At 46.9% G+C, this 25,982-nt stretch carries 24 protein-coding genes; 15 read left to right on the top strand and 9 right to left on the bottom strand.

Features of this window, described 5'->3' with window-relative positions; translation table 11 throughout:
- The first annotated feature begins 1 nt into the window (after position 1).
- The 4 genes from rlmD (at position 2) to LL912_RS18290 (ending at position 4,335) form a co-directional block, all read left to right on the top strand.
- Positions 2 to 1,435 carry a 23S rRNA (uracil(1939)-C(5))-methyltransferase RlmD gene (rlmD, locus tag LL912_RS18305; RefSeq protein ID WP_235555049.1) on the top strand — a complete coding sequence of 478 codons (1,434 nt, stop codon included), beginning with the start codon at positions 2 to 4 and terminating at the stop codon, positions 1,433 to 1,435.
- Between the two features lie 25 nt (positions 1,436 to 1,460).
- On the top strand, positions 1,461 to 2,144 hold the full coding sequence (locus LL912_RS18300; protein ID WP_235555048.1) for a rhomboid family intramembrane serine protease: 684 nt from the start codon (positions 1,461 to 1,463) through the stop codon (positions 2,142 to 2,144).
- 89 nt (positions 2,145 to 2,233) lie between these two features.
- A complete protein-coding gene (locus LL912_RS18295) occupies positions 2,234 to 3,139 on the top strand; it encodes a rhomboid family intramembrane serine protease (protein WP_235555047.1) in 906 nt (301 codons plus the stop codon).
- 71 nt (positions 3,140 to 3,210) lie between these two features.
- Positions 3,211 to 4,335, top strand: coding sequence for an endonuclease/exonuclease/phosphatase family protein (locus LL912_RS18290; protein WP_235555046.1), 1,125 nt, complete (start codon positions 3,211 to 3,213; stop codon positions 4,333 to 4,335).
- A gap of 6 nt (positions 4,336 to 4,341) precedes the next feature.
- Here LL912_RS18290 and LL912_RS18285 read toward each other — a convergent pair whose 3' ends face one another.
- On the bottom strand, positions 4,342 to 4,902 hold the full coding sequence (locus LL912_RS18285; RefSeq protein ID WP_235555045.1) for a hypothetical protein: 561 nt from the start codon (positions 4,900 to 4,902) through the stop codon (positions 4,342 to 4,344).
- Positions 4,903 to 5,080: 178 nt separating this feature from the next.
- On the opposite strand from LL912_RS18285, the gene cysS reads away from it, so the two are divergent.
- From cysS to LL912_RS18250, 7 genes are all read left to right on the top strand, one after another.
- Positions 5,081 to 6,583 (top strand): cysteine--tRNA ligase, encoded by a 1,503-nt coding sequence (gene cysS, locus LL912_RS18280; protein ID WP_235555044.1) that lies wholly within the window; start codon positions 5,081 to 5,083, stop codon positions 6,581 to 6,583.
- A gap of 63 nt (positions 6,584 to 6,646) precedes the next feature.
- A complete protein-coding gene (locus tag LL912_RS18275; RefSeq protein ID WP_235555043.1) occupies positions 6,647 to 7,933 on the top strand; it encodes an ABC transporter permease in 1,287 nt (428 codons plus the stop codon).
- A gap of 170 nt (positions 7,934 to 8,103) precedes the next feature.
- Positions 8,104 to 8,766 (top strand): DUF2975 domain-containing protein, encoded by a 663-nt coding sequence (locus tag LL912_RS18270; protein ID WP_235555042.1) that lies wholly within the window; start codon positions 8,104 to 8,106, stop codon positions 8,764 to 8,766.
- A gap of 17 nt (positions 8,767 to 8,783) precedes the next feature.
- Positions 8,784 to 9,305 carry a hypothetical protein gene (locus LL912_RS18265; protein ID WP_235555041.1) on the top strand — a complete coding sequence of 174 codons (522 nt, stop codon included), beginning with the start codon at positions 8,784 to 8,786 and terminating at the stop codon, positions 9,303 to 9,305.
- A 2-nt stretch (positions 9,306 to 9,307) separates the two neighbouring features.
- Positions 9,308 to 9,517 (top strand): helix-turn-helix domain-containing protein, encoded by a 210-nt coding sequence (locus LL912_RS18260; protein ID WP_235555040.1) that lies wholly within the window; start codon positions 9,308 to 9,310, stop codon positions 9,515 to 9,517.
- Positions 9,518 to 9,521: 4 nt separating this feature from the next.
- On the top strand, positions 9,522 to 10,952 hold the full coding sequence (locus LL912_RS18255; RefSeq protein WP_235555039.1) for a S41 family peptidase: 1,431 nt from the start codon (positions 9,522 to 9,524) through the stop codon (positions 10,950 to 10,952).
- A 28-nt stretch (positions 10,953 to 10,980) separates the two neighbouring features.
- Entirely contained in the window at positions 10,981 to 11,988 is a 1,008-nt protein-coding gene (locus tag LL912_RS18250) for an SDR family NAD(P)-dependent oxidoreductase (RefSeq protein ID WP_319941348.1), read from the top strand.
- Here LL912_RS18250 and LL912_RS18245 read toward each other — a convergent pair.
- Positions 11,983 to 13,965 (bottom strand): TonB-dependent receptor plug domain-containing protein, encoded by a 1,983-nt coding sequence (locus LL912_RS18245; RefSeq protein WP_235555038.1) that lies wholly within the window; start codon positions 13,963 to 13,965, stop codon positions 11,983 to 11,985. The genes LL912_RS18250 and LL912_RS18245 overlap by 6 nt on opposite strands.
- Positions 13,966 to 14,072: 107 nt before the next feature.
- On the opposite strand from LL912_RS18245, the gene LL912_RS18240 reads away from it, so the two are divergent.
- Positions 14,073 to 15,560 (top strand): aminotransferase-like domain-containing protein, encoded by a 1,488-nt coding sequence (locus LL912_RS18240; RefSeq protein WP_235555037.1) that lies wholly within the window; start codon positions 14,073 to 14,075, stop codon positions 15,558 to 15,560.
- Between the two features lie 110 nt (positions 15,561 to 15,670).
- Here the strand turns inward: LL912_RS18240 and LL912_RS18235 are convergent, their stop codons facing one another.
- From LL912_RS18235 to LL912_RS18210, 6 genes are all read right to left on the bottom strand, one after another.
- Positions 15,671 to 15,976 carry a hypothetical protein gene (locus LL912_RS18235; protein ID WP_235555036.1) on the bottom strand — a complete coding sequence of 102 codons (306 nt, stop codon included), beginning with the start codon at positions 15,974 to 15,976 and terminating at the stop codon, positions 15,671 to 15,673.
- Positions 15,977 to 16,082: 106 nt separating this feature from the next.
- Positions 16,083 to 17,507: a Gfo/Idh/MocA family oxidoreductase gene (locus LL912_RS18230; protein WP_235555035.1), complete on the bottom strand. Its 1,425-nt coding sequence runs from the start codon at positions 17,505 to 17,507 to the stop codon at positions 16,083 to 16,085.
- Between the two features lie 220 nt (positions 17,508 to 17,727).
- Positions 17,728 to 18,120 (bottom strand): MGMT family protein, encoded by a 393-nt coding sequence (locus LL912_RS18225; RefSeq protein WP_235555034.1) that lies wholly within the window; start codon positions 18,118 to 18,120, stop codon positions 17,728 to 17,730.
- A complete protein-coding gene (locus LL912_RS18220; protein ID WP_235556532.1) occupies positions 18,080 to 18,235 on the bottom strand; it encodes a DUF5522 domain-containing protein in 156 nt (51 codons plus the stop codon). Before LL912_RS18220 ends, LL912_RS18225 begins: the two co-directional genes overlap by 41 nt.
- Before the next feature lie 34 nt (positions 18,236 to 18,269).
- A complete protein-coding gene (gene trmB, locus LL912_RS18215) occupies positions 18,270 to 18,974 on the bottom strand; it encodes a tRNA (guanosine(46)-N7)-methyltransferase TrmB (RefSeq protein WP_235555033.1) in 705 nt (234 codons plus the stop codon).
- Positions 18,974 to 19,912, bottom strand: a complete 939-nt coding sequence (locus LL912_RS18210) for a DUF3078 domain-containing protein (protein WP_235555032.1) — start codon at positions 19,910 to 19,912, stop codon at positions 18,974 to 18,976. The genes trmB and LL912_RS18210 overlap by 1 nt, the downstream gene beginning before the upstream one ends.
- A 123-nt stretch (positions 19,913 to 20,035) precedes the next feature.
- On the opposite strand from LL912_RS18210, the gene LL912_RS18205 reads away from it, so the two are divergent.
- From LL912_RS18205 to LL912_RS18195, 3 genes are read left to right on the top strand one after another with little or no spacing between them, the layout of a single operon-like run.
- The gene (locus LL912_RS18205) at positions 20,036 to 21,169 is read left to right on the top strand and encodes an arginase family protein (RefSeq protein ID WP_235555031.1); all 1,134 of its coding nucleotides are present in this window, start codon (positions 20,036 to 20,038) and stop codon (positions 21,167 to 21,169) included.
- A gap of 16 nt (positions 21,170 to 21,185) precedes the next feature.
- Complete coding sequence (locus LL912_RS18200) at positions 21,186 to 22,286, top strand: WG repeat-containing protein (protein WP_235555030.1); 1,101 nt, start codon at positions 21,186 to 21,188, stop codon at positions 22,284 to 22,286.
- Between the two features lie 12 nt (positions 22,287 to 22,298).
- The gene (locus LL912_RS18195; protein ID WP_235555029.1) at positions 22,299 to 23,351 is read left to right on the top strand and encodes a Gfo/Idh/MocA family oxidoreductase; all 1,053 of its coding nucleotides are present in this window, start codon (positions 22,299 to 22,301) and stop codon (positions 23,349 to 23,351) included.
- A gap of 9 nt (positions 23,352 to 23,360) precedes the next feature.
- Here LL912_RS18195 and LL912_RS18190 read toward each other — a convergent pair whose 3' ends face one another.
- A complete protein-coding gene (locus LL912_RS18190; RefSeq protein ID WP_406603615.1) occupies positions 23,361 to 25,040 on the bottom strand; it encodes a hypothetical protein in 1,680 nt (559 codons plus the stop codon).
- Positions 25,041 to 25,982: the final 942 nt, after the last annotated feature.

The raw sequence follows: 25,982 nt of genomic DNA, 5'->3' as shown, positions 1-25,982 counted from the left end.
AATGGCTCGAAAAAAAAAGAAAAATATTGTTCTTGAAAATATCCGGATTGAAGACTATGCCGCCGAAGGGCGGTCAATAGCTCGGGTGGACGGGAAAGTAATCTTTGTAGAACAGGTGGTTCCCGGTGATGTGGTAGACATCCGGTTGGGTAAAAACAAAAAGGACTGGGCAGAAGGCCATCCCATTGCCTTTAAATCGTACTCCGCAGAACGCACGGAACCGTTTTGCACACATTTTGGTGTCTGCGGCGGCTGCCAGTGGCAAATGCTGCCCTACGAAAAACAGCTGCAATACAAGCACCAGCAGGTAAAAGACAACCTGCAGCGCATCGGGAAGGTTCCCCTCCCGGAAATCCAGTCCATACTCGGCGCCGCTAAAACCCGGCGGTACCGCAATAAAATTGAATATACTTTCGGCACCGAACTATTTATGCCCAAAGAGCAGTTCAACACATTGAAAGAACAGGGCATCAACCCGCATGAATATGGCAAACAGGGCGTTGCCGGTTTTCATGCCAAGGGCTTCTGGGATAAGATCGTAGACATACATACCTGTCACTTACAGGAGGAGCCCACCAATGCCATCCGACTGGCGGTAAAGGCATTTGCCAAAGAGCATGATTATAGTTTTTACGACCTCCGGCAGCACACAGGCTTTTTGCGTACCATGCAGGTACGTCTTTGCGAAACCGGAGAACTGATGGTAAACCTGGTGATGGGCGAAGACGATCCAGAAAAACGGGAAAAGATACTGAATCATCTTCAGGCGCAGTTTCCGCAGATCACCACGCTGCTGTACACCATTAATACCAAAAGAAACGACAGTCTTCACGACCTGGAGCCGGTGGCCTGGTACGGACCAGGTTATGTAACCGAACAGCTGGATCAGTACCGGTTTAAGATTGGCCCCAAGTCTTTCTTCCAAACCAATACCGCACAGGCCAACGAACTGTACCGCGTAACCCGGGAATTTGCGGAGCTTACCGGGAATGAAACCCTGTACGACTTATATTGCGGTACCGGAAGCATCGGCATTTTCTGCAGTCAGAAGGCCGGCAAAGTGATCGGTGTGGAAGTGATTGAAGCCGCCATTGAGGACGCTAAAGAAAATGCCGCATTGAATGGCCTGGAAAAGACCCATTTTTATGCAGGCGATGTGATTGATATTTGTTCGGACGCTTTTTTTGAACAACACGGGCGTCCCGATGTTATAGTAACCGATCCGCCGCGGGCGGGCATGCATGAGAAGCTGGTGCAGAAGATCAATGAAATGGCCGCCCCCATCGTGGTTTATGTAAGCTGCAACCCGGCAACACAGGCAAGAGATCTGGCATTATTGAACGAAAAATATGAGGTCACAAAAATCCAGCCGGTAGATATGTTTCCGCACACACTGCATATTGAGAACGTGGTGCAGCTGAAACTCCGGCCATGAGCCTAATTTAAATACAATATTATTCATGAGTTCATACTTTACAAGACCCGCCGAAAAGTTTCCTCCCGCCATCAAATACCTGATCGCCATTAATGTGGTGGTTTGGGTGGCCCAGCTCATCTTCGACAACAAATATGGCCAATCGGTAATCATGATCGGCGGGGCGATGGACAGCGTAGGTTTTCTAACGGGCAAACTGGGCCTCTGGCCCATCGGCGAAGGCTTTAAGCCCTATCAGCTGATTACGCATATGTTTGCTCATGCGGCTTCCGGTTCACAAATGTTTTTCCATATTCTTTTTAATATGTTTACGCTCTGGATGTTTGGGCGTATCCTTGAAAATGTTTGGGGCTCCAAACGGTTCCTGATCTTCTATTTTATTTGCGGACTGGGCTCGGCAGCATTGCACCTGGCTGTTCAGTATTATACCAACACCGGCAGCATGGCCGTAGGCGCTTCCGGCGCTGTAATGGGCGTACTGGTAGCATTTGCCATGACCTTTCCCAACACGGAGCTGTATATCATGTTTATCCCCGTGCCGGTAAAGGCTAAATGGGCCATTACCGGATTGATCGCCATTGACCTGTTTTTTGGATTGTACAGTGCATCCGGTGATACCATTGCGCATTATGCACACCTGGGAGGCGCCATTACCGGCTTTATTCTCCTGAAAATCTGGAATAAAACAAACCGGCGTAATTTTTACTAAATTTATCGTTGAAAAAGAATCAACTTTTAACCCTTTAATTTTGTTGGGTATTTGATATGGGTATTTCTGACAGAAACTATGACAGCCGATTGTCTTTTGGAACACGGGTAAATCCACTGGTTATACTCATTGCAATCAGCATGATCCTGTTTGTGGTACTTGCTTTTTTTAAAGCGCTGACTTACCTGCGTTTTGATGAGGGCTCCGATGTAACGGGGTATTTCAACGACCATATCCTGAGCACCATCGCCTTATCTCCAAAACTGAGCACCGCCTTAGCTAAAACCTGGACCTTTCTTACCTATTCATTTGTACAGGTAAATGTATGGGAACTTATTGCGAATATGTTGTGGCTCTGGTGCTTCGGTTTTATTTTCATAGATATCACCGGAAACAGAAAGCTGATTCCCCTTTTTATTTATTCCACGGTATTGTCAGGCCTGGTTTATGTTTTTGTCTGCAAATCCATGCACCCCGAAACCCACGCCTTTCCTTACTTCAGCGGATCAGGTGCCTGTATCCTGGCCATTGCCGCGGCGGCTACCACCATTTCTCCCAATTATAAGCTGCTGCCGATGCTAAATGGAGGCATTTCCCTGTGGATCATCACGCTTATTTATACAGTCATTGATTTCGCAACCATTCCTCCCGGTGTACCGGCGCTTTATTTTTCGCAGCTCACGGGAGCGCTAACTGGCTTCCTGTTTATTTATCTGTTACGGAAGGGCTATGACGGAAGTGAGTGGATGAACCGGATATACGACTGGTTCATTAACCTGTTCAACCCCGAGAGGTCGGAAAACCGGAAAAAAATAAAGGATACTTATTTTTATAAAACATCCACAGAACCCTTTACGAAAACTGCCCGGCTTACCCAGCAGCGGCTGGATGCCATTTTAGATAAAATGAACCAAGCTGGTGGTTACGAAATGCTTACAGAGGAAGAGAAGGATTTTTTAAACCGCGCCAGCCAGGAAGATCTTAAAGGCAAATAGGTAAAATCGTTCCCCGGTTTTTACCAGTTTGCAGATAACTTAATTATCTTTCGGGTTGAAAGGATCCGTAGATGAGTGTTTTTGCAAAAATCAGCAATAAGGTTTTACTGAGCATCAATATTTTGGTGGTCCTTTTTTTCTTATTGGCCTGCTTGGCCGCCTATATCAGTCCTATGGACTGGCCTGTTCTCTACCTGTTTAGCCTGGGCTTTCCTTTTTTATTACTGTTGGTGCTGGTTTTTTTTGGTTGGTGGCTCTTTATTAAAAAACAATGGGCCCTGATCTCTGCAGCAGCATTAATCCTTGGAGGTGGCGCTATAACCAACTTCTTCGCCTTTAATTTTAAAAAGCCCTTTCACCAGGAAAAGAAAGCTGACCATATCCGCGTCGTTACCTGGAACGTAGCGCGCTTTGTGGAGATGGTCATCAATAATAATAAAGGCAGTCAGACCCGTTATAAAATGCTCCAGCAAATAAAGGCCGCCAATGCAGATATCCTGTGCTTTCAGGAGTTCAGCTCTTCCATTAACCCCGATTGGTACAATAATATTGTGGCCGTAAGCAAGGGGCTGGGCTATCCGTATTTTTATTATTCCCACGATTGGGATGGAGACCGGCTGTTTAACGGCAGTGTGATCTTCAGCCGGCTTCCCATTACCGATACCGGTATCATCCGCTATCCCCGCCCAACGCTACCGGAGGCCCTGCTCTTTGTAGACATCAAAAAAGGAGCCCGGCTATTCCGGGTGTATACTACCCACCTTCAATCGAACCAGTTCCGAAAAGAAGATATTTCCAAAATCGAAGCACTGAAAAAGGCAAAAGGCAACATCATCAGCAACGCCTTTTATATCTTCACCAAGCTGCGAACCGCCATCCAGCACCGGAGCATCCAGGCCGATATGATGCCGGAGATCCTGAAGAACAGTCCAAACCCCACCATTTTCTGCGGAGATCTTAATGATGTGCCCAACTCCTATACCTATCACACCGTTAAAGGCGATATGCAGGATGCGTTTCTTAAAAAAGGGCTGGGTATTGGCAGAACATATAATTCCCTTTCGCCCACGTTGCGGATCGACTATATTTTTACCGATGACCGGTTTAAAATCGACCAGATCAAAAGGGTGACCACCAACTATTCCGACCACTATATGATGATCTGTGATTTGCAGTTAACACCCGGTTCCGATTAACCCGGGTTACCACGCTTCATTTGTGTTAATGGCAAGCAGCGGCTGCAGCAGTCTTTTATTAACGAATAATTCCAACGTTTCTTTTAACAGGCGGTTCTTTAACCGGTTCTTTTTGTCAAACACGAAAGACCGCCACTCCTGGAAGATCATGGGTCCCGGGCTTTTTATGAATAACACGGAAGCAACGGAATCGACCATCGGGTTAAAGCTCCTGATATTTTTGATCACAGGTGCATTCACTTTTATTTTTCCATCTTTAAACTCAAACCCGGCCTGAAAGGTAACATCGTAGCTCCTGCCGGAATAATGCAGCGCCTGCCGGTCAGTGGCCTGGAATACAATTTCCCCATACGGGATAGCAGCGATCCGGTCCTGGAACGAGCCAAAACCGGTTTTCACCCGGCACTCCACCGCCTCAAACAGCTGCTGCTGCGTGGTCCCGGGTACTTCAACCACATAGTATTCGTTCCCGCGGGCTGTGGCAAACCCTTCCGGCTTCAGCAAAAACTGGGCATGGCTTTCCGACAATGATAAAATGAATATGGCCAGTAATAAACGGTATTTCATAAAAAGGGTTTTGATCTATGTGTAAGACGATGCGATTACTCTTTAAACTGCACATTATAACTGATTTAGCGCCGGTTTAACAGATCCGGCAACAACGGCATATTCATTTTTCTTTTTATCCATCCCCGGCTAAATACCAGCCGCCTCCTTTATATTTGTAATCTTACAAAAAGATGGTATGAGTACACTTAAAATACATAATTCCTATTCGCGCCAGAAAGAACTGTTTGAACCGATTACGCCGGGCTATGTGGGAATGTATGTTTGCGGGCCTACCGTTAGCGGAGAAAGCCACCTGGGGCATGCCCGCCCTTATATTACGTTTGATGTGGTGTTCCGTTATCTGCAATACCTGGGTTATAAAGTACGCTATGTACGCAATATTACGGATGCGGGGCATTTTGAAGAAGAAGGGCGCGAAGCTGAGGATAAAATCTCCAGCAAGGCCGTGCTGGAAAAACTGGAGCCGATGGAACTGGTGCAAAAATACACCAACCTGTTTCATTGGGCAATGAACCTTTTCAATACCATTCCGCCTTCCATCGAACCCACTGCCACTGGTCATATTGTAGAACAGATCGAAATGATTAAAAAGATCATGGCGGACGGCTATGCCTACGAAAAGAACGGCTCTGTATATTTTGATGTAAAAAAATATGCCGCGGGGCACGATTACGGAAAACTCAGCGGCCGCAAGATAGACGACCTGCTGGAGGCCACCCGCGAGCTGGAAGGCCAGGAAGAAAAGCGGGACGCTGCCGATTTTGCGTTGTGGAAAGCGGCCCCGCCCAAACATATTATGCGCTGGAACAGCCCCTGGGGTGAAGGATTCCCGGGCTGGCATATTGAGTGCTCTGCTATGGCTACCAAATATTTGGGAGATCATTTTGATATTCATGGCGGGGGTATGGACCTCCAGTTTCCGCACCATGAAAGTGAAATTGCCCAAAGCACCATCTGCAACGGCCATGCACCGGTAAAATACTGGATGCACAACAATATGATCACCATCAACGGCCGGAAGATGGGCAAGAGTTACAATAACGTGATCAAATTAACCGAGTTGTTTAGTGGCAATCATCCCCTGCTCACCCAGGCCTATCACCCGATGGTGGTACGCTTTTTTATTCTCCAAAGTCATTACCGCAGTACGCTCGACTTTAGCAACGAAGCGCTGCAGGCCTCCGAAAAAGGGTTGAAACGCCTTTGGGAAGCTTATGAAAATTTAAAACGGCTGCAGGACCGGAGCGGCGAACTGCAGGAAACGGCGGCAGATCCGGAACTGGATGAGCGCCTCAGGAAGCTGGTGACGGAGTTTGACGAATTCATGAATGATGATTTTAACACCGCAAAAGTGCTGGCCAATATGTTTGAGCTGGCGCCTGTGATCAATAGCTTCAAAGACAAAACCATTCCGCTCAACAACATTTCAAAAGCAGGTTTTGAATTGTTGCAACGGCAAATGCACACCTACCTGGAAACGATTCTTGGGCTTACATCCGTGTCCGCTGCCGATAATGAAAAGCTGAAAGACGTAATGCAGCTGCTCATCGAGATCCGCAAAGAAGCCCGCAGCCGTAAAGATTTTGTCACCTCCGACAGGATCCGCAACCAGCTGGCGGGCATCGGCATTCTTTTAAAAGACGAAAAAGACGGTAATATCAGCTGGAGCTTGGAGTAATTTATTGTTTTTTGCTTATCCTTGATGGTCTGAACCAAAAACAATAAACCTCAAACCGGAAACATGTACAAACTTTGGGCAAGTATAAAAAAAGATGGCCGCATCCTGTTGCGGGATAAAGTGGGACTGGCATTGATGTTTCTCATGCCCATCCTTCTTGCCATCATCATTGCCTCTGTACAAAACAGCACGTTTGAGCTGGTAAACGATAAAAAAGTGCCGCTGCTTGTTTTAAACCGGGATACGGGCGAAGCTTCAAAAGAACTGATTCACTCCCTAGAAAAAGGCGGCATGTTTACGCTTAAAAAATTACCTGCCACCGCTACGGCCGGCGATATCAAAAGCAGGATGGAGAATAAAGATGCCTTGCTTGGCATCATTATTCCGCCGCAATACACGCAGGATGTGCTCTCCAAAGCAGAGCGGGTATCCGGAGAGGCGCTGAAAACGATCGCGGTTACCGACAGCTCGGCCACCGATTCTTCCAGGATAAAAGCCAATCCGTTAACATTATATTACCACCCGGTGCTGCAAAAATCGTTTCGCCAGGGCATCGACGGGGCGCTCAACAGCGTACTGCAGATTGTGCAAAGCAAATATATTGTACGGGCTCTATACAGCAGCATTAACAATGAGCCCAGTATTCCCCAATCGCTGGAGCAACAAATTCTTTCCAACGAAACACCCGTAAACCAGCTGGCGGTTTCCAAAGACAATAGCCAACCGGTGCCCAATGCCACCCAGCACAATATACCGGCCTGGACACTTTTTGCCATGTTCTTTATTGTGATCTCCCTGGGAAGCAGCCTGGTGCGGGAAAAAACCAGCGGCAGTTTTTTGCGGTTGAAAACTATGCCCACCTCCTTATCGGTTTCCATTGCCTCCAAGCAGATCACTTATATCCTCATCACCATGCTGCAGGCTGCCGTCATCTTCAGCATTGGCCGCTGGCTGTTTCCGGTGATCGGGCTCCCGGCATTAAACATTCCCGCCGATAAGGCCGGTTTGCTGCTGGTAACCTTTCTTTGTGGATGGTGTGCTACCAGCTTTGCCATCTGCATCGGTACTTTTGCCAATACGCAGGAACAAAGCAACGGCATCGGCGCTATCAGCATTGTATTGTTTGCTGCCATCGGCGGACTCCTGGTTCCAGCCTTTGCCATGCCAGCCTCCTTCCAGGGCGTAATGCGGATCTCCCCGCTTTACTGGTGCCTGGAAGCCTTCTACGGGCTGTTTCTTGAAGGAGCTCGCCTGGGTGACATTTTCCGGAACCTCGTTCCTGTGCTTATCATTATTGCCGTTTTACAGCTGGCCACCTGGCTGGGTATGAAGCAGAAACGACTGATCTAAGCTGCCATTTCCCAAAATAAAAACCCCGTAAGTACGCAGGTTCTGCTTGTTGTAAGGAGCGCACGACCCTGAACGTAAATAAATAAAACATTAATTTTTTAAAATAAAACGATAAATATTTTTTGTTTTATTTTAATTATCGCGTATGTTCGTGTTCCAAAACACGACATATGAAAATAGCAGATTCAAGAATTATCAAAATACTGGACCGGATATCGGGTGCGGTTTTTCTGTTCACCTTGCTGGTGCTCCTTGTAAAGATCTTTTCTTCCGGTGCTCCTGCGCTCAGTGGCAGCGTGCGGGGTTACCAGATAAATAATATAACGGCTAAACCACAAAAAAGGCCGGATACCACCTATCATGATCCCGGTAAAACCCTGGATCAATGGTTCAAAAAAACCATCATTGTACAACCGCATAATGAGGCATTGGTACACCTGCGGTTTAAAACGTATAAAGACCTGCTAAATCCCGTTACCGTTTTATTTCAACTGGCATACTATAGTTACTATATAATCATTGTGCTGGCAGCTTTCCAGTTAAAAATGTTTTTTGGCAACCTGTCCAGGAACGAAGTCTTTACAAAAAAGAATACCCGGAAGCTATTCATAACGGGTTTGCTTTTTATGTTGATCCCGTTAATCAAAAGCATTCAAAATGTCCTTTTTATTGAAGCCATTAATGGTCTGAACATAAACGACTCCGGTTATTCTTTCAGCTATTCTTTCCGGCTGGTATCTCCGGAAACGATTTTTGGAGCTATGATGATCGTATTTTCGCTGGTTTTTAAAGCCGGCACAGATGTACAACAGGAAAATGAAGCTTTTATCTGAATAAACAATTAATAAATATGCCTCCAAAATTTAAAATTACCGGCAGCAGCCTGATGGCCCTGGGCTTCCTTTGCATTGCTTTTGTTGTAAACCTGGTGATGCTGATCACCAATTCTCTTTCGTCTACGATCGCATCCATTGAAGAATACCGCAAGCGGGTATTGCCATTGAACATACTGGAATTTGTAAAATCCGGAATATTGCTGGTTATGGGATACCTGCTGTTCCGCATTATCCGCAACATAATGAGCCGTATAAAATGGAATATGGGTTATTACAAAAAGATCAAGTGGATCGGCTGGCTCAATGTACTGGTGCTATTGATCGATGCGGCGATATCTACCTGGCAGGAATCGATTTTATCCAAGCAGGATTCGGTCATGAATCACCTGTCTGATCACAATCTTTATCAGAATGCCCTGCTCACTGCGCTTTTTAATACCCCGCTAGCCTGGTTCCTGATCCTTTGTATTTTCCTGATCGCTGACGTACTGCAATACACCAGTGAAGTAAAAATGGAAAACGATTCGATTATTTAATTATGTCTATTATTATCAACCTGGATGTGATGCTGGCGAAGCGTAAAATGTCGCTGACCGAGTTATCAGAAAAAGTAGGCGTTACCATCGTAAACCTTTCCATTTTAAAAACCGGCAAGGCCAAGGGCGTACGATTCGATACATTGGAAGCTATTTGCAAGGCGCTGGATTGCAGGCCGGGAGATATTATCGATATTGATCCAAATTCATAACATCATGAAATACCTGATCATTACACTATTTACGGCTGCCGGTGCTGCCCCGGCTTTTTGCCAGGTTGAAAACGGAGGATTTGAAACCGTAGAAAAGAATCAACCGGTCGGCTGGTTCGTTCAATCTCAGCCAGGCTTTACCAATGCTGTTGATTCAACCGTTTATTACTCCGGAACCCGGTCCTTCAGCATCTCCAGTGAAGCAGAAAAAAAGACGTTCCAATCTTTTTCCCAAACGGTTCCGGTTGCCACTGACAGGTTAAAAAAAATAACGATCAGCGCCCTGCTCAAAACCAACCAGGTAAGTTCGAATGCCTCCATTTGGTGCCAGGTATGGAATGATACCAAACAGATCGACTTTTTCAATCTTGCTATGCAGGGACAGACGGTTAGCGGTACCAATGACTGGAAAGAATATGCCATCAGCTTTGCCGTTCGCCCGGAAGCCAAAAAACTGGTGCTGGGCGGGCTGTTATCGGGTACCGGAACCACATGGTTTGACGATTTTTCCGTTAAAGAAGTTTCTGCCGCCGCAGGAAAGCCTGCTGCTGATCTGATAAAAGAGGTAAGAGGCCTTATCCAACAGAATGCGCTTTATTCCGATTCACTGAACTGGAAACAGATCGATGAAACGGTTGAGGTAATTTCCCGCGGATTGCAAACAACAGAGGATACAAAACCGGTAATCAATTACCTGCTGGCGCAGTTACGAAAAGCGGGTGATCATCACTCCTTTCATATGTCGGTAACGGCATCAAAAAGCTATACACGGCCCGCTGCCAAACTGGAAGATGCTTCCGGCCGGTTGCTGCCAGGTAATATCGGCTATATTTCCGTTCCGGGCTTTGGCTCCACGAACGATTCTGCCATGACCGTATTTGCACAAAACATCCAGAACCTGGTAAAAAAACTGGATACAGAAAATCCGGTTTCCGGATGGATCATTGACCTGCGCAAAAACACAGGCGGCAACATGTATCCGATGATCGCCGGACTGGGTCCGTTTTTAAACAGAGGCACCCTTGGATATTTTGTGCGGGGCCGCAACAAAAAACCCTGGTTTTTTTCAGGTGGGGGGAATAAGGCGTGGAGTGGAGGTGCTGTTGTACCGGAGGCTTATACGATAAAAGAGCGAAAAAATAAGATCGCTTTACTGATAGGCCCTATGACTGCCAGCAGCGGAGAGTTTACTACGATTTCGTTTATCGGGCAAGCGCATACAAAACTGTTTGGACAACCCACTGCGGGCTATACCACGGCGAACAGTATGTTTCCGCTTTCAGACGGATCTTCTCTGGCGCTGGCCACCACCTATGCCGCAGACCGTAAAAAAAATACCCATATCGGTCGTATCATGCCGGATGTGCTGGTGACCCCATCAAAAGATAAGGATGCCGATGTGGAAGCCGCTGCAAATTGGATTCTTGAAAAATAAATAGCTATTTTCGCCAAAACGTCAAGGAATTAAACAAGAAACGGCACATATACTGGTTACCGGAGGTACAGGGTTTTTAGGCGCCTATATCCTGAAAGCACTGGTACTGCAAGGGATTTCCGTAAGAGCAATAAAACGAACCACATCGCAGCTGCCTTCTTTTATCGACCCGGAAATACTCAATAAGGTAGAATGGGTGGAGGGCGATATCCTGGACGTGCTTTCCCTTGAGGAAGCCATGGAAGGTATCAATACTGTTATTCACAGTGCCGCAATTGTGTCCTTTTCCAAGAAAGAACGCCGGCAAATGTATCATGTAAATATTGAAGGCACAGCGAACGTAGTCAATATGGCCCTGCAAACAGGCGTTCGGCGACTGGTTCATATCAGCTCGGTGGCTGCGCTGGGCCGTAAAAAAGAGAGCAGTACCGTAGATGAAACGGCAAAATGGGAAGACAACAAAAACAATACCCACTACGCAATCAGCAAATTCCGGTCGGAGCTTGAAGTATGGCGCGGATTTGCGGAGGGCCTTGAGGGCGTGGTGCTAAACCCCGCCACTATCCTGGGTTATGGCAACTGGAATGAAGGCAGCTGCGCTATCTTTAAAAATGTTTACAAAGAATTTGGTTGGTACACCAATGGCATCAACGGCTTTACAGATGTGGAAGATGTAGCCAAAGCAGCGGTGCTACTCGCAAATGCCTCCATTACAGAAGAGCGTTTTGTAGTATGCAACGACAACTGGCGCTTCCGGAAACTGTTAAACACCATGGCCGATGCCTTTGGTAAAAAACAACCCGCAAGAGAAGCCTCTCCGTTTATTTCAGGACTAGCCTGGCGCCTGGAGCGGCTAAAATCGCTCTTTACGGGTTCAAAACCGCTCATTACAAAGGAGAGCGCCAGAGTAGCCAATAGCGAAACGCTTTTTGACGGCTCAAAACTGGTAAAAACACTTCCAGGCTTTGAATATCGCCCGCTGGATGAAACAATCCTCAATGCCTGCAAAGCCTACGAGGTCTTAAAAACCTCATAGGCTAAAGCTCAGCCCTCCCTGTGTCCAGCGGCCGGGCATGAGCGCCCCCAGCAGATCACTGTATTTCCGGTTAAGTATATTATCTACCTGTACAAAAACGCCCAGCCTGTTCTTTAAGAACGCATAGGTCAACTTGCCATTCATTAAAAAATAATCCTTTGTAATTGCAGCGTTGATGCCGGGTTCCGTTTGGGGATTGCGCGTTTTATAGATCCCTGTCAAACCGATGGACACCGGCCCCTGACGATACGTTACGGTGGCATTGGCCAGGAACCGCGCATGCGATAAGATATAAAAAGAAGGATTGGCCTCGCTGCTTTGGCTATACAGCCATATAAAACCTCCGTTTACCATTACTGATTGCCGGTCATTCCAATGCTGCGCATAGGCGGCATCGGTTTCCCATCCGGTGGTGGTTACCTCCGCCACATTTTTGGCCAGTGCATAATTGCCGCCAGGTACCAGGTTATCCTTTCGCGGCATATCCGCATAAGGTGTATTCACCCAGTCGATCAGCTGACTATGGAACCGCTGGAAAAAGCCGGTAGACAGTTTCAGGTTCGACCGGCAAAACCAGTCTACCCCCGCTTCATAAGTCCAGGACCGTTCGGCTACGAGGTTTGGGTTGCCCACGCTCCCTCTTTTTACCGATGCCTTATTATAGTTATTGTACAGTTCTGTAAAATCTGCATTGCGGATCGTTTTGCCACCACTGGCCCGCAGCTGTATGCTACCTGTTTTATACGACGCCGTCAGCTGGGGCACCCATTCGGCCGGCAGGCTTCCATAAATTTCCATGCGTAAAGACGGGTTGATCATAAAATGCGTACCGAATTTCTGAATGACCGAAACAAAGGGAGCCGCAGTATTTAAATGATGATCGCCCCGGTCGTTGGAGCGTATATCCCGGTTCTGGAAATTAAACCCGGCCGCAAGATGGGTCTGCTCCGAAAAACGTTGTTGCAACATGAGCTGGGTCTGCAGCAGGTGCGATCGATTATTATTGGCAACTGATGAAGGACTAAATAAATACTGGTCCTCCATTGTTTTATATCCGGCATCTACACTTACCTGTGTGGATCCTTTCTGGTATTGCAGCCGCGCCTGGTTCCACCAGGAACTGATCTTTTCTGATGCGGTATCCGACGCATAAGTGGTGTAAAAATTCTGCGCAGCAAAATCCCGGTTATCATAAGCCGTGCGCAGCGCCAGGTTCCAGTAAGGATTGAATTTTACCATCAACCCCGCAGACGCTGCCGTATTGTGGAAATAGCCCCGGATGCCCCGCTGCTGTACGCCGCTTGCGTTGTTGGTGAGAAAGCCGGCCCCAACATTTATTTTTTCATTCTGATAAAACCCGCCGGCATTCGCATTCAGCAAGCCATATTCACCGGCACTGATCATGGCCGCCGCCTGTTTTTGCCGGGCCTGGAGGTTCTTATTAAATGCCTTGGTGATGATGTTGATCACCCCACCTACGGCATCGGAACCATAAACAGCCGATGAGGCGCCTTTTAATACTTCAATCCGGTCGATCTCCGCCGGGCTGATGGGTATATAGCCCGTGAAATGCCCCGTATTCGGATCATTCAGCCGCAATCCGTCCAAAATAACCAATACCTGCTGAAAAGTACCACCCCGCACCGAGATATCGGTTTGCGCCCCCTGCGGTCCACGCATCTGTGCTTCTACCCCGGGGATGTACTTTAACAGCTCATCTACCGAATGCACCGGCAACCGGGCAATGGCTGCACCATTGATAATCGTAATATTTCGCCCCGTTTCCGAACTTCTTTTTTCAATTATGGAGGAGGTTACGGTAACGGGGTCTAACAAGGTGTCCTGTGCTCCTGCCGTTTTTACCAGCGTCAGTAACATAAGGGTTATACCTGCTGTTAAAAACAGTACGTATCCTCTTATTGCGGCGGCCGGCCGCTTTGGATCCTGCATGTCTTTTGTCATTTTCTCAAATTTCATAGTTTTTATTTTGATGCCGTTGCAACCGGATGCCCGGCATTTCTTTCCTGATTTTCGGCCAAAACTATTACCTTGCCGGATTACTCAGATAGTCCGGTTTGTATATAGTGAGTAGTCCGGTTCAATTACCATATAAAACCATTGTGCCCATCGACCGGCAAAGCTCCACGGCTGTTTACCTGCAGATCGTGCACCAGGTCATCAATGCCATTCAACGAGGCTTTCTCTCCGGGGGCCAGCAGTTACCGGGCACCCGTGTCATGAGCCAACTGCTGGGAGTGCACCGTAAAACTGTGGTAGCGGCTTACGAAGAACTGGATGCCCAGGGATGGATCACCAGCATGCCCAACAAGGGAAGCTTTATCAAACCCGTTACCCATAGAAAGGGCGGAAAGAAGCAGCTGGACATGCAAAAGCTGACGGAATATCCTGCAAAACCAGGCTTTCATTTCAACAGAAGTAATATCCTGGATGTAGCTGAGGAGCTGCCCGGCCAGCCGCTGACCCTTACAGATGGACAGCCGGACTACCGGTTATCACCCACAGACCAGCTGGCACGCTATTATACCGCGGCTTTACGACGAAAAGTAAACCGGAAGCATCTTGGATACAATACCATGCCCGGCAACGCATTTTTTAAAACCCAGCTTTCGAACTTCCTCAACAGCACACGGGGCTTGCATATTACACCCCGGAACATCCTGGTAACCCGGGGTGTGGAAATGGGAATGTATGTATCGGCCCGTACGCTCATCAGTCCCGGAGATATCATACTGGTGGGCAACCCGGGTTATTATATCGCGAATATGACCTTTCAGCAATCGGGGGCACGATTGAAAACCATCCCGGTAGACCAGGACGGGATCAGCGTGGAAGCAGTAGAACGCATCTGCAAAAAACAACCCGTGCGCATGCTGTACCTTACGCCGCATCATCATTACCCCACTACGGCTACATTAAGCGCTCAGCGCCGGGTGGCCTTACTAAAACTGTCGGCCACCTTTGGTTTTATCATCCTGGAAGACGATTACGAATACGATTTCCATTATCAAAGCAGCCCCATCCTTCCTCTGGCCAGTGCCGATACCGAGGGCATGGTGGTATACCTGGGTTCTTTTGGAAAAACCCTTGCCCCGGGATTCAGGTCGGGCTTTTTGGTGGCTCCCGGCAGCCTGGTTGATGAAATGCAAAAAGTACAGGCCGTTATCGATCGCCAGGGCGATACCATCATGGAACAGGTATTGGGTGAACTGATCGCCGAAGGCGAGATCCACCGCCATTTAAAGAAAGTACAAAAGATCTATCATGAACGGCGCAATCATTTTTGCAAGATGCTGGACACTGTGCTGGGAAACAGCGTTGCCTTTACCACTCCTCCCGGAGGGCTTGCCGTTTGGACGCAATGGAAACAAGGAATGAATTTGCTGCGGATCAGCAAAGCCTGCGCAGCGCAGGGGTTACAGTTGCCGCGGTTCTTATTGTATCAAACCCGGGAACTAAGTGCCATGCGGCTGGGATTCGGAAACTTTACCGTTGCGGAAGCAACAACTATTTTAAATGCATTAAAAACGGCGGCGGTACAGGTAAAGGAATAATAAACCGGGGCGGTTGCCGGCCCTTTATTTCATTGCCAAAGATTGCACTATGCTGAACTTGCCCGCCCACTCCGGCCGGCCGCATTTTTATAACGAGCCTTTCCAGCGTTTTAACGGATAATGGCGTTCCCTTTACCTTCCATCCGGTCCGTATATTCCACGCTGCCCAGCCGGAAGCGAAAACTTGTTTTGGTTGCCTTCTCCAGTTTCAACTCCTGCCGGCACATAAATCCCAGGTGATTATAATAAACGGAGTGAAGCGCTACGGGCTTTACGGAGAAAATAGCTGCTTTTGGCGGTACCGGAGCACGGTTATATGCACTGTCTTTTTTTATCGGGGTATTGGTTACCTGTCCCGCAGCCGAAAGACCGCAGCACACTATAAAGGCCAGCATCAGAAACGGTTTTCCCGTCATTTTCTGAGTTTGCATCTGTAAAAGTACAGTTTCTTTTGCTGGGGCTGGTACTTAAGGCATGCCCAGTCGTCATAATGCCTCGGAGGACTTGTAGTCCCCCGATTTGCTATATTTTATAATAATCTTCCCATCCTTTGCGCGGAGGAGCCCCCGTTAAAAAGGCATCGGCAAATTTGTTGTTGGTGATCCTTTTTGTAGCCCGGTCAAATTTGATCGGCTGATTCAGACGCTGCGCCATTACCCCCAGGCAAAATACCTGGCTCAGCGGACCGGCGATTTCAAAGGGCGAGCGGGTTTGTTCTTTCCCCTGGCAGGCCAGTAAAAAGTTGGCAAAATGGTTGGACGGGCTTTTGGGCACTTCCGGCAGCCTGGATTCCATATCTTTCGCTTTTTCTGAGGGAATGATGCTAAGCGTACTGGCATGTGAGCCACCTTTAAAGGTGAGCGTTTTACTGTAGATTTCTTTACCAGGATTCAGTTTTACTGCCTGGGCCTTTTGACCATTTACAGTAGGAATACTGGAATCCAGCTCTGAAGTACCAAATCCTTCCGGAAGTTTGGGTTGATTATTAATGCCATCATACCAGGTGATTACCACCGGCGGCATCTTTTTCCGTTTCGGAAATTTGAATTCGATCGTGCTGGACATCGGGTAAAAATAATCATTATGCCCTTCCAGTTTCAGGGGGGTTATTTCTTCCGGTAAACCCAGGTTCAGGAACTGGTGGGCTGTATCCAGGATATGGGCACCCCAATCGCCCAGTGCCCCCATGCCAAAGTCGTACCAGCAACGCCACTGCCCATAGTGAAAATCTTTGTTGAAGTCGTGATACATCTGCGCCGAAAGCCAGGTATCCCAATCAAGCGTTTCGGGGATGGGCTCTGCAGCAGGAAATTTTTTTATGTTGGGATCCCAGCCATGCCAACGCCGCGGGCTGTTCATATGCGCCGTAATGGCGGTAACATCTTTAATAATACCGGCTTCCACCCAGGCTTTAAACTGGAAATAATTGGCTTCAGAATGCCCCTGGTTACCCATTTGCGTAACTACATTCGGATACTTTTTTGCAGCCCGGATCATCAGCTCTACCTCGTTAAACGTACGGGCCATCGGCTTTTCCACATACACATGTTTGCCCAGCGCCATGGAATGTACGGTTATGGGAAAATGCGCAAAATCAGGAACCGCAATGGTTACGGCGTCGATGGATTTTGCCATTTTATCATACATCTTCCGGAAATCCTGGAACCGGGTTGCATTGGGAAATTTAGCAATAGTGGCCTGGGTATGTTTGGCACCCATATCTACATCACAAAGCGCTACTACATTGGCCAGGTTGGTTTTTGCAAAATCACCGATGATCTCTGCACCCCGGTTGCCAATACCGATATGGGCCAGGTTTACCTTGCCGTTTGCGCCCATAATGCGATTGTAACTGGAGGCATTTACTTTTGTAAATAATCCGCTCAGCGCCACGCCGGTTGTTGCCAAGGTGGTCTGCTGTATAAAAGCTCTTCTTGTTGTAGCCATTCCTGAAAATTAATTTGTCAAACAATCCGTTAAAATAAGCAGCCATCATTTTGCAAACAACAGCCACTCCTATTCTGCACGTTTAGGTAGCAGCGAATTTATGTATTTTAACCCGTGTAAGGTAAACAGACCTCGAAATCGTTATCGTTGGGAACGGTCTTAAAAGTAAGACGTTTTTATGAGGTTAAATATCGACATTTATCATTCTTATACCAGACGCTTAAATCAGCTCCGATGCCGGGTCCCAGAACCGGGTCTTAAAATCCACCACCTTGTCATTCTTGATTTTTATACCTTCTTTTTCCAGCAGTTCCTGCATCTGGGTAGGTGTTTTAAATGCATGTTTTCCGGAAAGCAAACCGGTACTGTTCACCACCCGGTGCGCCGGCACCTTGGGCCTTACCCTTCCGGCGGCGCTCATGGCCCAGCCTACCAATCTTGCCGATTTACCGGAGCCAATGGCTTTTGCAATCGCACCGTAGGAGGTTACCCTTCCCCTGGGAACCTGCCGTGCAATGGCATAGATCAGATCAAAAATGTTGTCGTCCGTTTTACCGGAGGGGCGTACGGTTTTAAGTGTTGCCGGGTTGCTGCTGCCTTTTTTTACGCTCATTTAATAACTGCGTTTTTTTTGGTTCGGGAACATTTTCATAGTCATAGGGGCAATGCCGGCAACCATTGCTGCAGCAGTACCCCCGTTGTAAGTGGTACTTTTCTGTAAGCACCATCTTACCGTCTTCATTTAAGTAATAATCTTCTCCCTCAGTCAAGCTCATACCGGATCGCCTCCTTTAGTTCCCGGTCCTTTTCTTCGCCGGCCAGCACCCGTGGCAGCTGAAAGGCCAGGTAATGGATCCGGTTACTCTCCGCAATATCCAGGCTCTCATAATAGGTCTTTATTTTCAGCTCTTCGGTAAGATCCGCTTCTTTATACAGATCATCTGTATCTTTCAGAACGGGGCATTGATACATTTCCAGCACCTCCCTGGTGAACCGGTGCAGGTTCGGACTATCTGTTTTCAGATGAATAATGCCTTCCGGCTTCAGCACCTGCTGATAGATCCTCAGGAACCGAGGATGGGTGAGCCGCTTCTTGGCTTTTGAAAACCGCAGCTGGGGGTCGGGAAATGTGATCCAGATTTCGCTTACCTCGCCCGGGGCAAAGTATTGATGCAACTGTTCGATCTGCACCCGCAAAAAAGCTACGTTATCCAGGTTTTCCCGGATCGCCTTTTTTGCCCCGGCCCATAACCGGTTGCCCTTGATATCCACACCAACAAAATTCCGGTTGGGATGCAGACGCCCCAATCCAAGCGCATACTCTCCTTTTCCACAGGCCAGTTCCAGGGTAAGGGGTTGTTCATTTTTAAAATACGCTTTCCATTTGCCCCTCATATCCTGGGGAAATTGCAACACATTATTAAATGTGTTCAATTCTGCAAAACGTACCAGTTTTTTTTGTGCCATTATCTGTTGCTAAAGCGATAAGAAAGTCCGATTCCCAACATCGATCGTATCTGCGGTCGCGCCGATTTGCCTTCGGGACCAAAAAGCCGGGCGTCATCGTCATAAATCAGGTCCAGTGCATAGTTGATCGCAAAAAGCTTACCCAGTTTCATGCTTAACAGGTTGGTCCAGTATACATCAATATTTTGGGGGTTATGCAGGTAATTTGAATAAAAATCCGCACGGCTTTTGAAGGAAATGGATTTGGAAAACTCTTTGAAAAAGTTCACGGTTGCAAACGCACCAAACTCGGTTCGCACATGTTTACCGGTATCTACTCCATACGCACCCCGTGCCGAAAGCGAATCGTTCATTACAACCGTCCATCGGGCCGTTACCGGTGAAACAAATATGGAAAAATTCTTTGTAGGCTTGTAGGTGACACCCGGGCTTAACAGTACATAAGCGGGAGAGAGGAATTGGGAAGTAAGCGTTTTTGAGGAGTCGGTATAGTCGTAGCCCTTTAGGATCTGCGAACGGAAATTAAACAGGGCGCCCACATCCCATTTTTTACCAATATCGTAGGCGTATTTGGAAACCAGGTCGATCCGGTCATCGTTCTTCCGGGTACCCAGCGATGTCGTATTCATATAACCCAGGTTCAGATCCAGCGTATTGTCCCAGTGATGCTTTCCTTTTTGATAAAAGGCATAAGTACTCAACAATGAATTCAGTGCCAGTGAAAACTTATCACCTCCTGCAGACCAGTTGCTCAATGACCCCTGCGCAATGTTCAAATTAAACACACCGCCTGTTTTCCAGGTCATCTGCGCCGTATCATTGGGATCCTTTGTAATTTTGCGGTCAGAATCGGCCTGTAGTTTTTTTACAGTTTCATCCTGTGCATGCAAACAAAACCCGGCGTTTAAAAGCAGGGCGAACAATAAAAGTTTCCTCATAGTGATTGATTTTGCCCCAAAAATAAGCGTTCCTTTTTTATATGGGACAACTCATGCCTGCATCTTCTTTAAACCGCCTAAAAACTTTATCAGCGGTATCCCTGTTTATGCTATCTTGCAGGCATGTCAGACCACATGAATATTGAAGCATTTTTATTACCAGTAAACCTCCGGGAAATTGCCGGCGACGAAAGTTATAAGCCCAATCAAATGGGCAGCAGCATAGATCTTCATGAGGAGTCGTTTCCAGACCTGGAGCAGGCAGATGTGGTACTGGTGGGTTGCGGCGAACAACGGGGCAATGGTATCCTGGGCGCTCCAAGTGCAGCACCCGATGTAATCCGCAGGCATTTTTATTCCCTGTTCTTTTGGCACGAAGGCATCCGGATCGCAGACATTGGTGATATCCGCCAGGGTGCTTCATATACCGACACAGTAGCCGCCTTGAGAACCGTAATTGCAGCATTGATCGAAGAAGGAAAAACCGTCATAATCCTGGGCGGGTCGCACGATCTTACCATGGCACAGTATGGCGCTTATGCCACGCAGCAAACCCTTATTGAGGCATCCATTGTCGATGCCGTGATTGATCTGGATATGGAATCGCCTTTTGCCAACGATCATTTTTTAATGGAGATGCTTACCGGGGAACCCAACTATATCCGGCATTATAACCATATCGGCTTTCAAAGCTACCTGGTACACCCGGGAATGCTTCAAACCCTCGACAAATTAAAATTCGACTTTTACCGGGTAGGTCATGTAAAAGAAGATATCGAGCAGATTGAACCAGCCATCCGGAGCAGTCAGTTGTTCTCCTTTGATATTAATGCGATTGCGAATGCCTATGCTCCTGCCAACCAGCTTACGCCCAACGGGTTTAACGGAGAAGAGGCCTGTATCCTGATGCAGTATGCAGGAATGAGCACCGCGGTAAACACCATCGGCATTTATGGGTACGATGTAAAGAAAGACCGGAATGAATTAACGGCTAAGCAAATCAGTCATATGATGTGGTATGCATTGGACGGCATCTACCGCCGGCAAAAAGAAGCAGCACTTACCGATAAGGAGGCCTTCAATGAATACCAGATGATCTTTTCTGAAATAGAAACCACTTTTTACCAAAGTAAAAAAACCGGACGCTGGTGGATGCAATTGCCCGGTAATCAGCTGGTACCCTGCAGCTATAAGGACTACCTGCTGGCCTCGCAGGATGAAATCCCCGACCGGTGGTTCCGGGCGCAGCAGCGGTAAACATTCTAATTAAAATATGTTGTCAGTATTCCGCTATACATTATGGCTTTGGGCCCTTTTTCCGTACGGGCTTTTTGCACAACACAGCGGGATGTATGCGCCGCTCTTCAGTGCGCTTGAATTTGAGACCGCCTATCCATTCCAGGAACAAAGAGCGCTGGTAGTGATGGACGGCTATTACCGGTATCTTACCGATAAAGGGCTGCTGCTTCCATTTCGGTTTAAGCGCGCATCGGAACATCCTGGTTTTTTTGAAACCGGAAGGGCCCTGATTTATACGCCTACCGGAAAATACGGATACATCAACCCGGAAGGGCAGCTGGTGATCGATACGATTTACAACGATGCGCAACCTTTTTCGGATTCGCTGGCAGTGGTACAACGGGAGGGTTTTTGGGGATACATAAACACCCATGGAAAGGAAATATTACCATGTACCAATAAATACAATATTCTTACCCCCTTCAAAAACAATGTTGCTGTGGTGTATAATACCGGCAATGCCCTTTCGGATGACATGAAGTTTGGAGTGATTGACAAAAAAGGTGAAGTAATAATACCGCTTGAATTTAACCGCATTGCCGGGTTCAATGAAGGCTATGCCATTGCCGGCCGGGAACGGAACGGAGGTGTTGGCATCATCAATAAAAAGGGGAACTTTGTAGTGCCCGACCGGTATGCGGTGCTTAGCGATGTGCATGAGGGTATATGTGCTTTTCGAACGACAAAAGGCCCCCGATGGGGGTTCATCAACCTGGAAGGTGAAGAATTTGTACCGGCGATTTACGAATATGCAGGCGATTTTCACGAAGGCCTGGCCTATATCGTAAACCAGGAACAAAAAACAGGGTTTGTTAATAAAAAGGGTGAAGTCGTGATCGGATTCCGGTTTAAAGATGCCGGTGATTTTTCTGACGGCGTAGCAGCCGCAGCAATCGACACCATAAAAAACGGAAAAAGCGCAAGGCTGTATGGTTATATTAACAAGGAAGGCCATTGGGTGATTGAACCTTCGTTTGAATCGGCAATGCCCTGTACCAATGGTACAATGCTTGTATCGTATAGGTTCAACAACAAGCTCAAACAAGTGTATATACAAAAACCTGTATCGCAATAAAATCAAAAAACAATGAGTCAACCAATTATCACGGGAATCGCATCGTTTGGCATGAGCGGCAAACTGTTTCATGCCCCGTTTATTAATGCCAATCCTCATTACGAACTGAGGGCCATTGTAGAGCGGCATAAAGAAGACTCCCGCGAGTGCTATCCCGATTCCAGACTGTACCGTTCTTTTGAAGAACTGATCGCCGATCCGGAAATTGAACTGGTGATCGTAAACACCCCTGTTCAAACCCATTTTGAATATGCCGTTAAGGCGCTGGAAGCAGGCAAACATATTGTAGTGGAAAAACCGTTTATGATTAATGCGGCAGAAGCGGCAGCAGTAGACCAGCTGGCCAAAGAAAAGAACCGTTTCCTGAGCGTTTATCAAAATCGCCGATACGATGGTGATTTCCGCGCTATCCGGGATGTGGTTACTGAAAATATGCTGGGTGAACTGAAGGAAGTGGAACTGCGTTATGACCGCTACCGTACAGGGCATAGCGGAAAGGATCATAAGGAAGGCAATAAGCCGGGTGCCGGTAACCTGCACGACCTGGGTGCGCACCTGATCGACCAGGCCATTCAACTGTTCGGATTTCCCGAGGCGGTCTTTGCCGATGTCTTCACCATGCGCAAGAATATGGAAGCAAACGACTACTTTGAAGTGCTGTTGTATTATCCCCGGCCGTTCCGCGTACGGATCAAAGGAACTGTTTTTGCCAAGGAGTCGCCTTATCCGTTTATTTTACAGGGAGAGAATGGCACATTCCTGCAGCAGCGCTCTGATCTCCAGGAAACCAAATTACAAGAAGGCGTAGTGCCCTCTATTGAAAACTGGATTCCAACACCTGAAGGATTTGACGGCGTATTGCATACCACCATCAATGGACAGGATGTAAGAAAACAAACCCGCTCGGAGATGGGTAATTATATGGACTATTACGAAGATGTTTATAACGCGCTCCGCCATGACCGCCCCAACCCGGTACCGGCTACAGACGCCATCCTTACCATGAAGCTGATCGATGCTGCCCTGCAAAGCAGCCGGGAACGGCGGGTAATTCCCCTGGTTTGATGCGGTCGTTTACTGGTCTGCAAGCACCGGAACTACGTTCCGGCTGCGTTTGCTTTCAAGAAATTTTTGTTCGATGACCACGCGCATCGGCTTGCGCTCTACCTTGCTTTCCAGCCAGGAAATAATGTCCAGGTATGCAAAGGATCGGGTTTCGAACCGGTTTTTCTCCAGGTGTTTTACCTTCTCCAGGAACCGCTGAAATTCCGGTATCAACTCCCGGCTGGTAAAGCGGAAGGATCCCCGGAAGAACCGGAATATTTCCTGTTCAATCACCGTGAGGTTTTTCATCTTGGACATATAGCGGAATACCGAGCGGGTAAGCGAATCCATTAATTCCAGATTGCCCATCTCGTAATGCGCCAGTAAATGCACCAGCCGTGCATAGCATTGCAGGTCTGTTCTCAAGCCGGACGAATCATTAATGATCTTTTGAAGATAATCAATACAGGTACTATAATCGCCGGAAAGGAAATACAGCATCGCTATTTTGTAGGTGATCACCATTACCCGGTGCCGGTCCAGGAACAGCGCATATTCGGCCAGTTTTTCTTCAATGAACGGAACCTCTTTCAAGCCCGCAGCAGTTTGCCCGGTAATGGTGAAGTAATTGATCTTGGCACTGGCAATATATACAAAGGACTGTACTCGGAAGTTTTCATTGCTTTGTACCCGCTTTGTATGGCTGAACTCCTCGAATTTCTGCAGATCAATGCTGAATTTTTCGTAATTCCGCAGGTCGAAATGCGCATTCAGCAAATTGTGATAGCCTTTGATAAAATGCCCTGTTTCCGTTCGCTGCATATTGGGCTTTTCATAAAACAGGTCTACCCATTTTTGGACATAGCGATAGTATAAAAGAAAGTCCTGCCGTATAAAGGCAAACCAGGTATAACTTTGATAATAATAAAGCCGTTCATAAAACCCTTCCTGCTGAGCAGAACCGGAAGGCAGGTTTTGTTTGAAAAATTTTTTCACCTTGTCTTCCTCCGCCTCATTACGGGCATGCCCGTTGGCAATATAAAACCCATATACCTGCAGCGAGAGGTTGGACAACCGTGTAATCATATTCAGCTTCGTGTTCACCTCATTGGATTCTTCCGCCAGCTCGTCCATCCGGCTCACAAAACTGTCAGTAACGTTGAGCGCCTCTATGCGCTTTTCCAGCGATAACAGCTGCGGCAGAAAAAAGAATTTCTGGTTGAGTTTGGCCACTTCCTTCGCTTTATCAATCACCCGGAGGCTTTGATAAAACAATCCTTTTTTATAAAGGATATGTGCCGAATCAAATAACTCATTTAATTGAAGATCAAGGCTTTCACTGCTCTTCAACAACCTCAGTCCCGCCAGTATCTCCTTATATAAATGCGATTTCAGGTTAGATAACTGGGGTTTGGTTACATCTTTTAATTTTTTCAATACCAGTTTCTCATCATATTGCTGAAGCTTGTCCAGGGCATCAAACAGTTTGATCACTTTAAGATCCTCATTACCAGAACTTCGTGTAATGTAAAGCTTAAAATGTCGCTTTTCCGACTTTTCTAACGATTTAATCAACTGAAACAGAATATCTCCCGGCTTATTCGGCATACTTACAAAGTTACATGCTATCCCTTCAAAAACATTAAAAACACCTAAAATGCCCTTGGGCATCCCCGCGAAAATACGCTGTAATCCAGTATTGACGGGCATTTTAAAGTTTTTATAACAGCTTAGGCATACCATATTCTCTCAATAGTTGGTTTGGAGTGCCCTGTAAAAACCAGCTATCTTTGTGTAACAAATGAGGGGATAAGAAAAGTGAGACAAAAGCTGCAGGCAGCACGACAAAGAAGTTTTTAAGTTTTTTCATATGGCAAGCAATCGTTAGAGGTCAGTCCGTTTCCACGGAAGGACCTTTTTTGTTTTCAGTATCGTACAAACCACGGCAAGCTGCGGCCAATCTTTTACAATCTATAATGCGGGCTATTCGGTGTATTCATCGGAGAAAAAAAGAAAGCAACCGTCAGAGGCAATCAAACTTAGAGGTCATCTTCATGTAAATAAAACCAACTTTATTTACCCTGTAATCTTCAACTCAATACCGGTTAATAAAAAGTTAATTGACTACAGGCAACTAAAATAACAGTATTTTCTGAATTCAAACTTTTTTTTCCCAACATTTTTTTAAACTTTTTGAATTTATCCATTGTTTGGGCTTTTATTTATACAATTTTCAATGGTTTTTTCGTTCCATTTTCAGGCCTTGGATATCCGGTATATTTTTTCATGAAATCCAGTGTTTATAAGCCTTTCGGCGGATTTCGGATGCATTGAATATGATAGAACCGTCTGTACATTGTGTTTTGGAACGTGTAAAAGCTGCTTAACTTTGTGTAACAAATGAGGGGATAAGAAAAGTGAGATAAAAGCTGTAGGCAGCACGACAATGAAGTTTTTTAAGTTTTTTCATATGGCAAGCAATCGTTAGAGGTCAGTCCGTTTCTACGGAAGGACCTTTTTTGTTTTCGGGAGCTAAGATAGGGGCAACAAAAAAGCGAATTTATAAAATCCGCTTTTGTTCATTTTTGGCAAAGACAATCGTTAGAGGTCATAATAGTTTGTTTCAATGGTTACCGGACACTAAAATAAGGG

It is taken from the genome of Niabella agricola (genome assembly GCF_021538615.1).
Classification (GTDB): Bacteria; Bacteroidota; Bacteroidia; order Chitinophagales; family Chitinophagaceae; genus Niabella; species Niabella agricola.
Note: the sequence above shows the minus strand (reverse complement) of the source record. Positions and strands in the feature narration are given on the sequence as shown.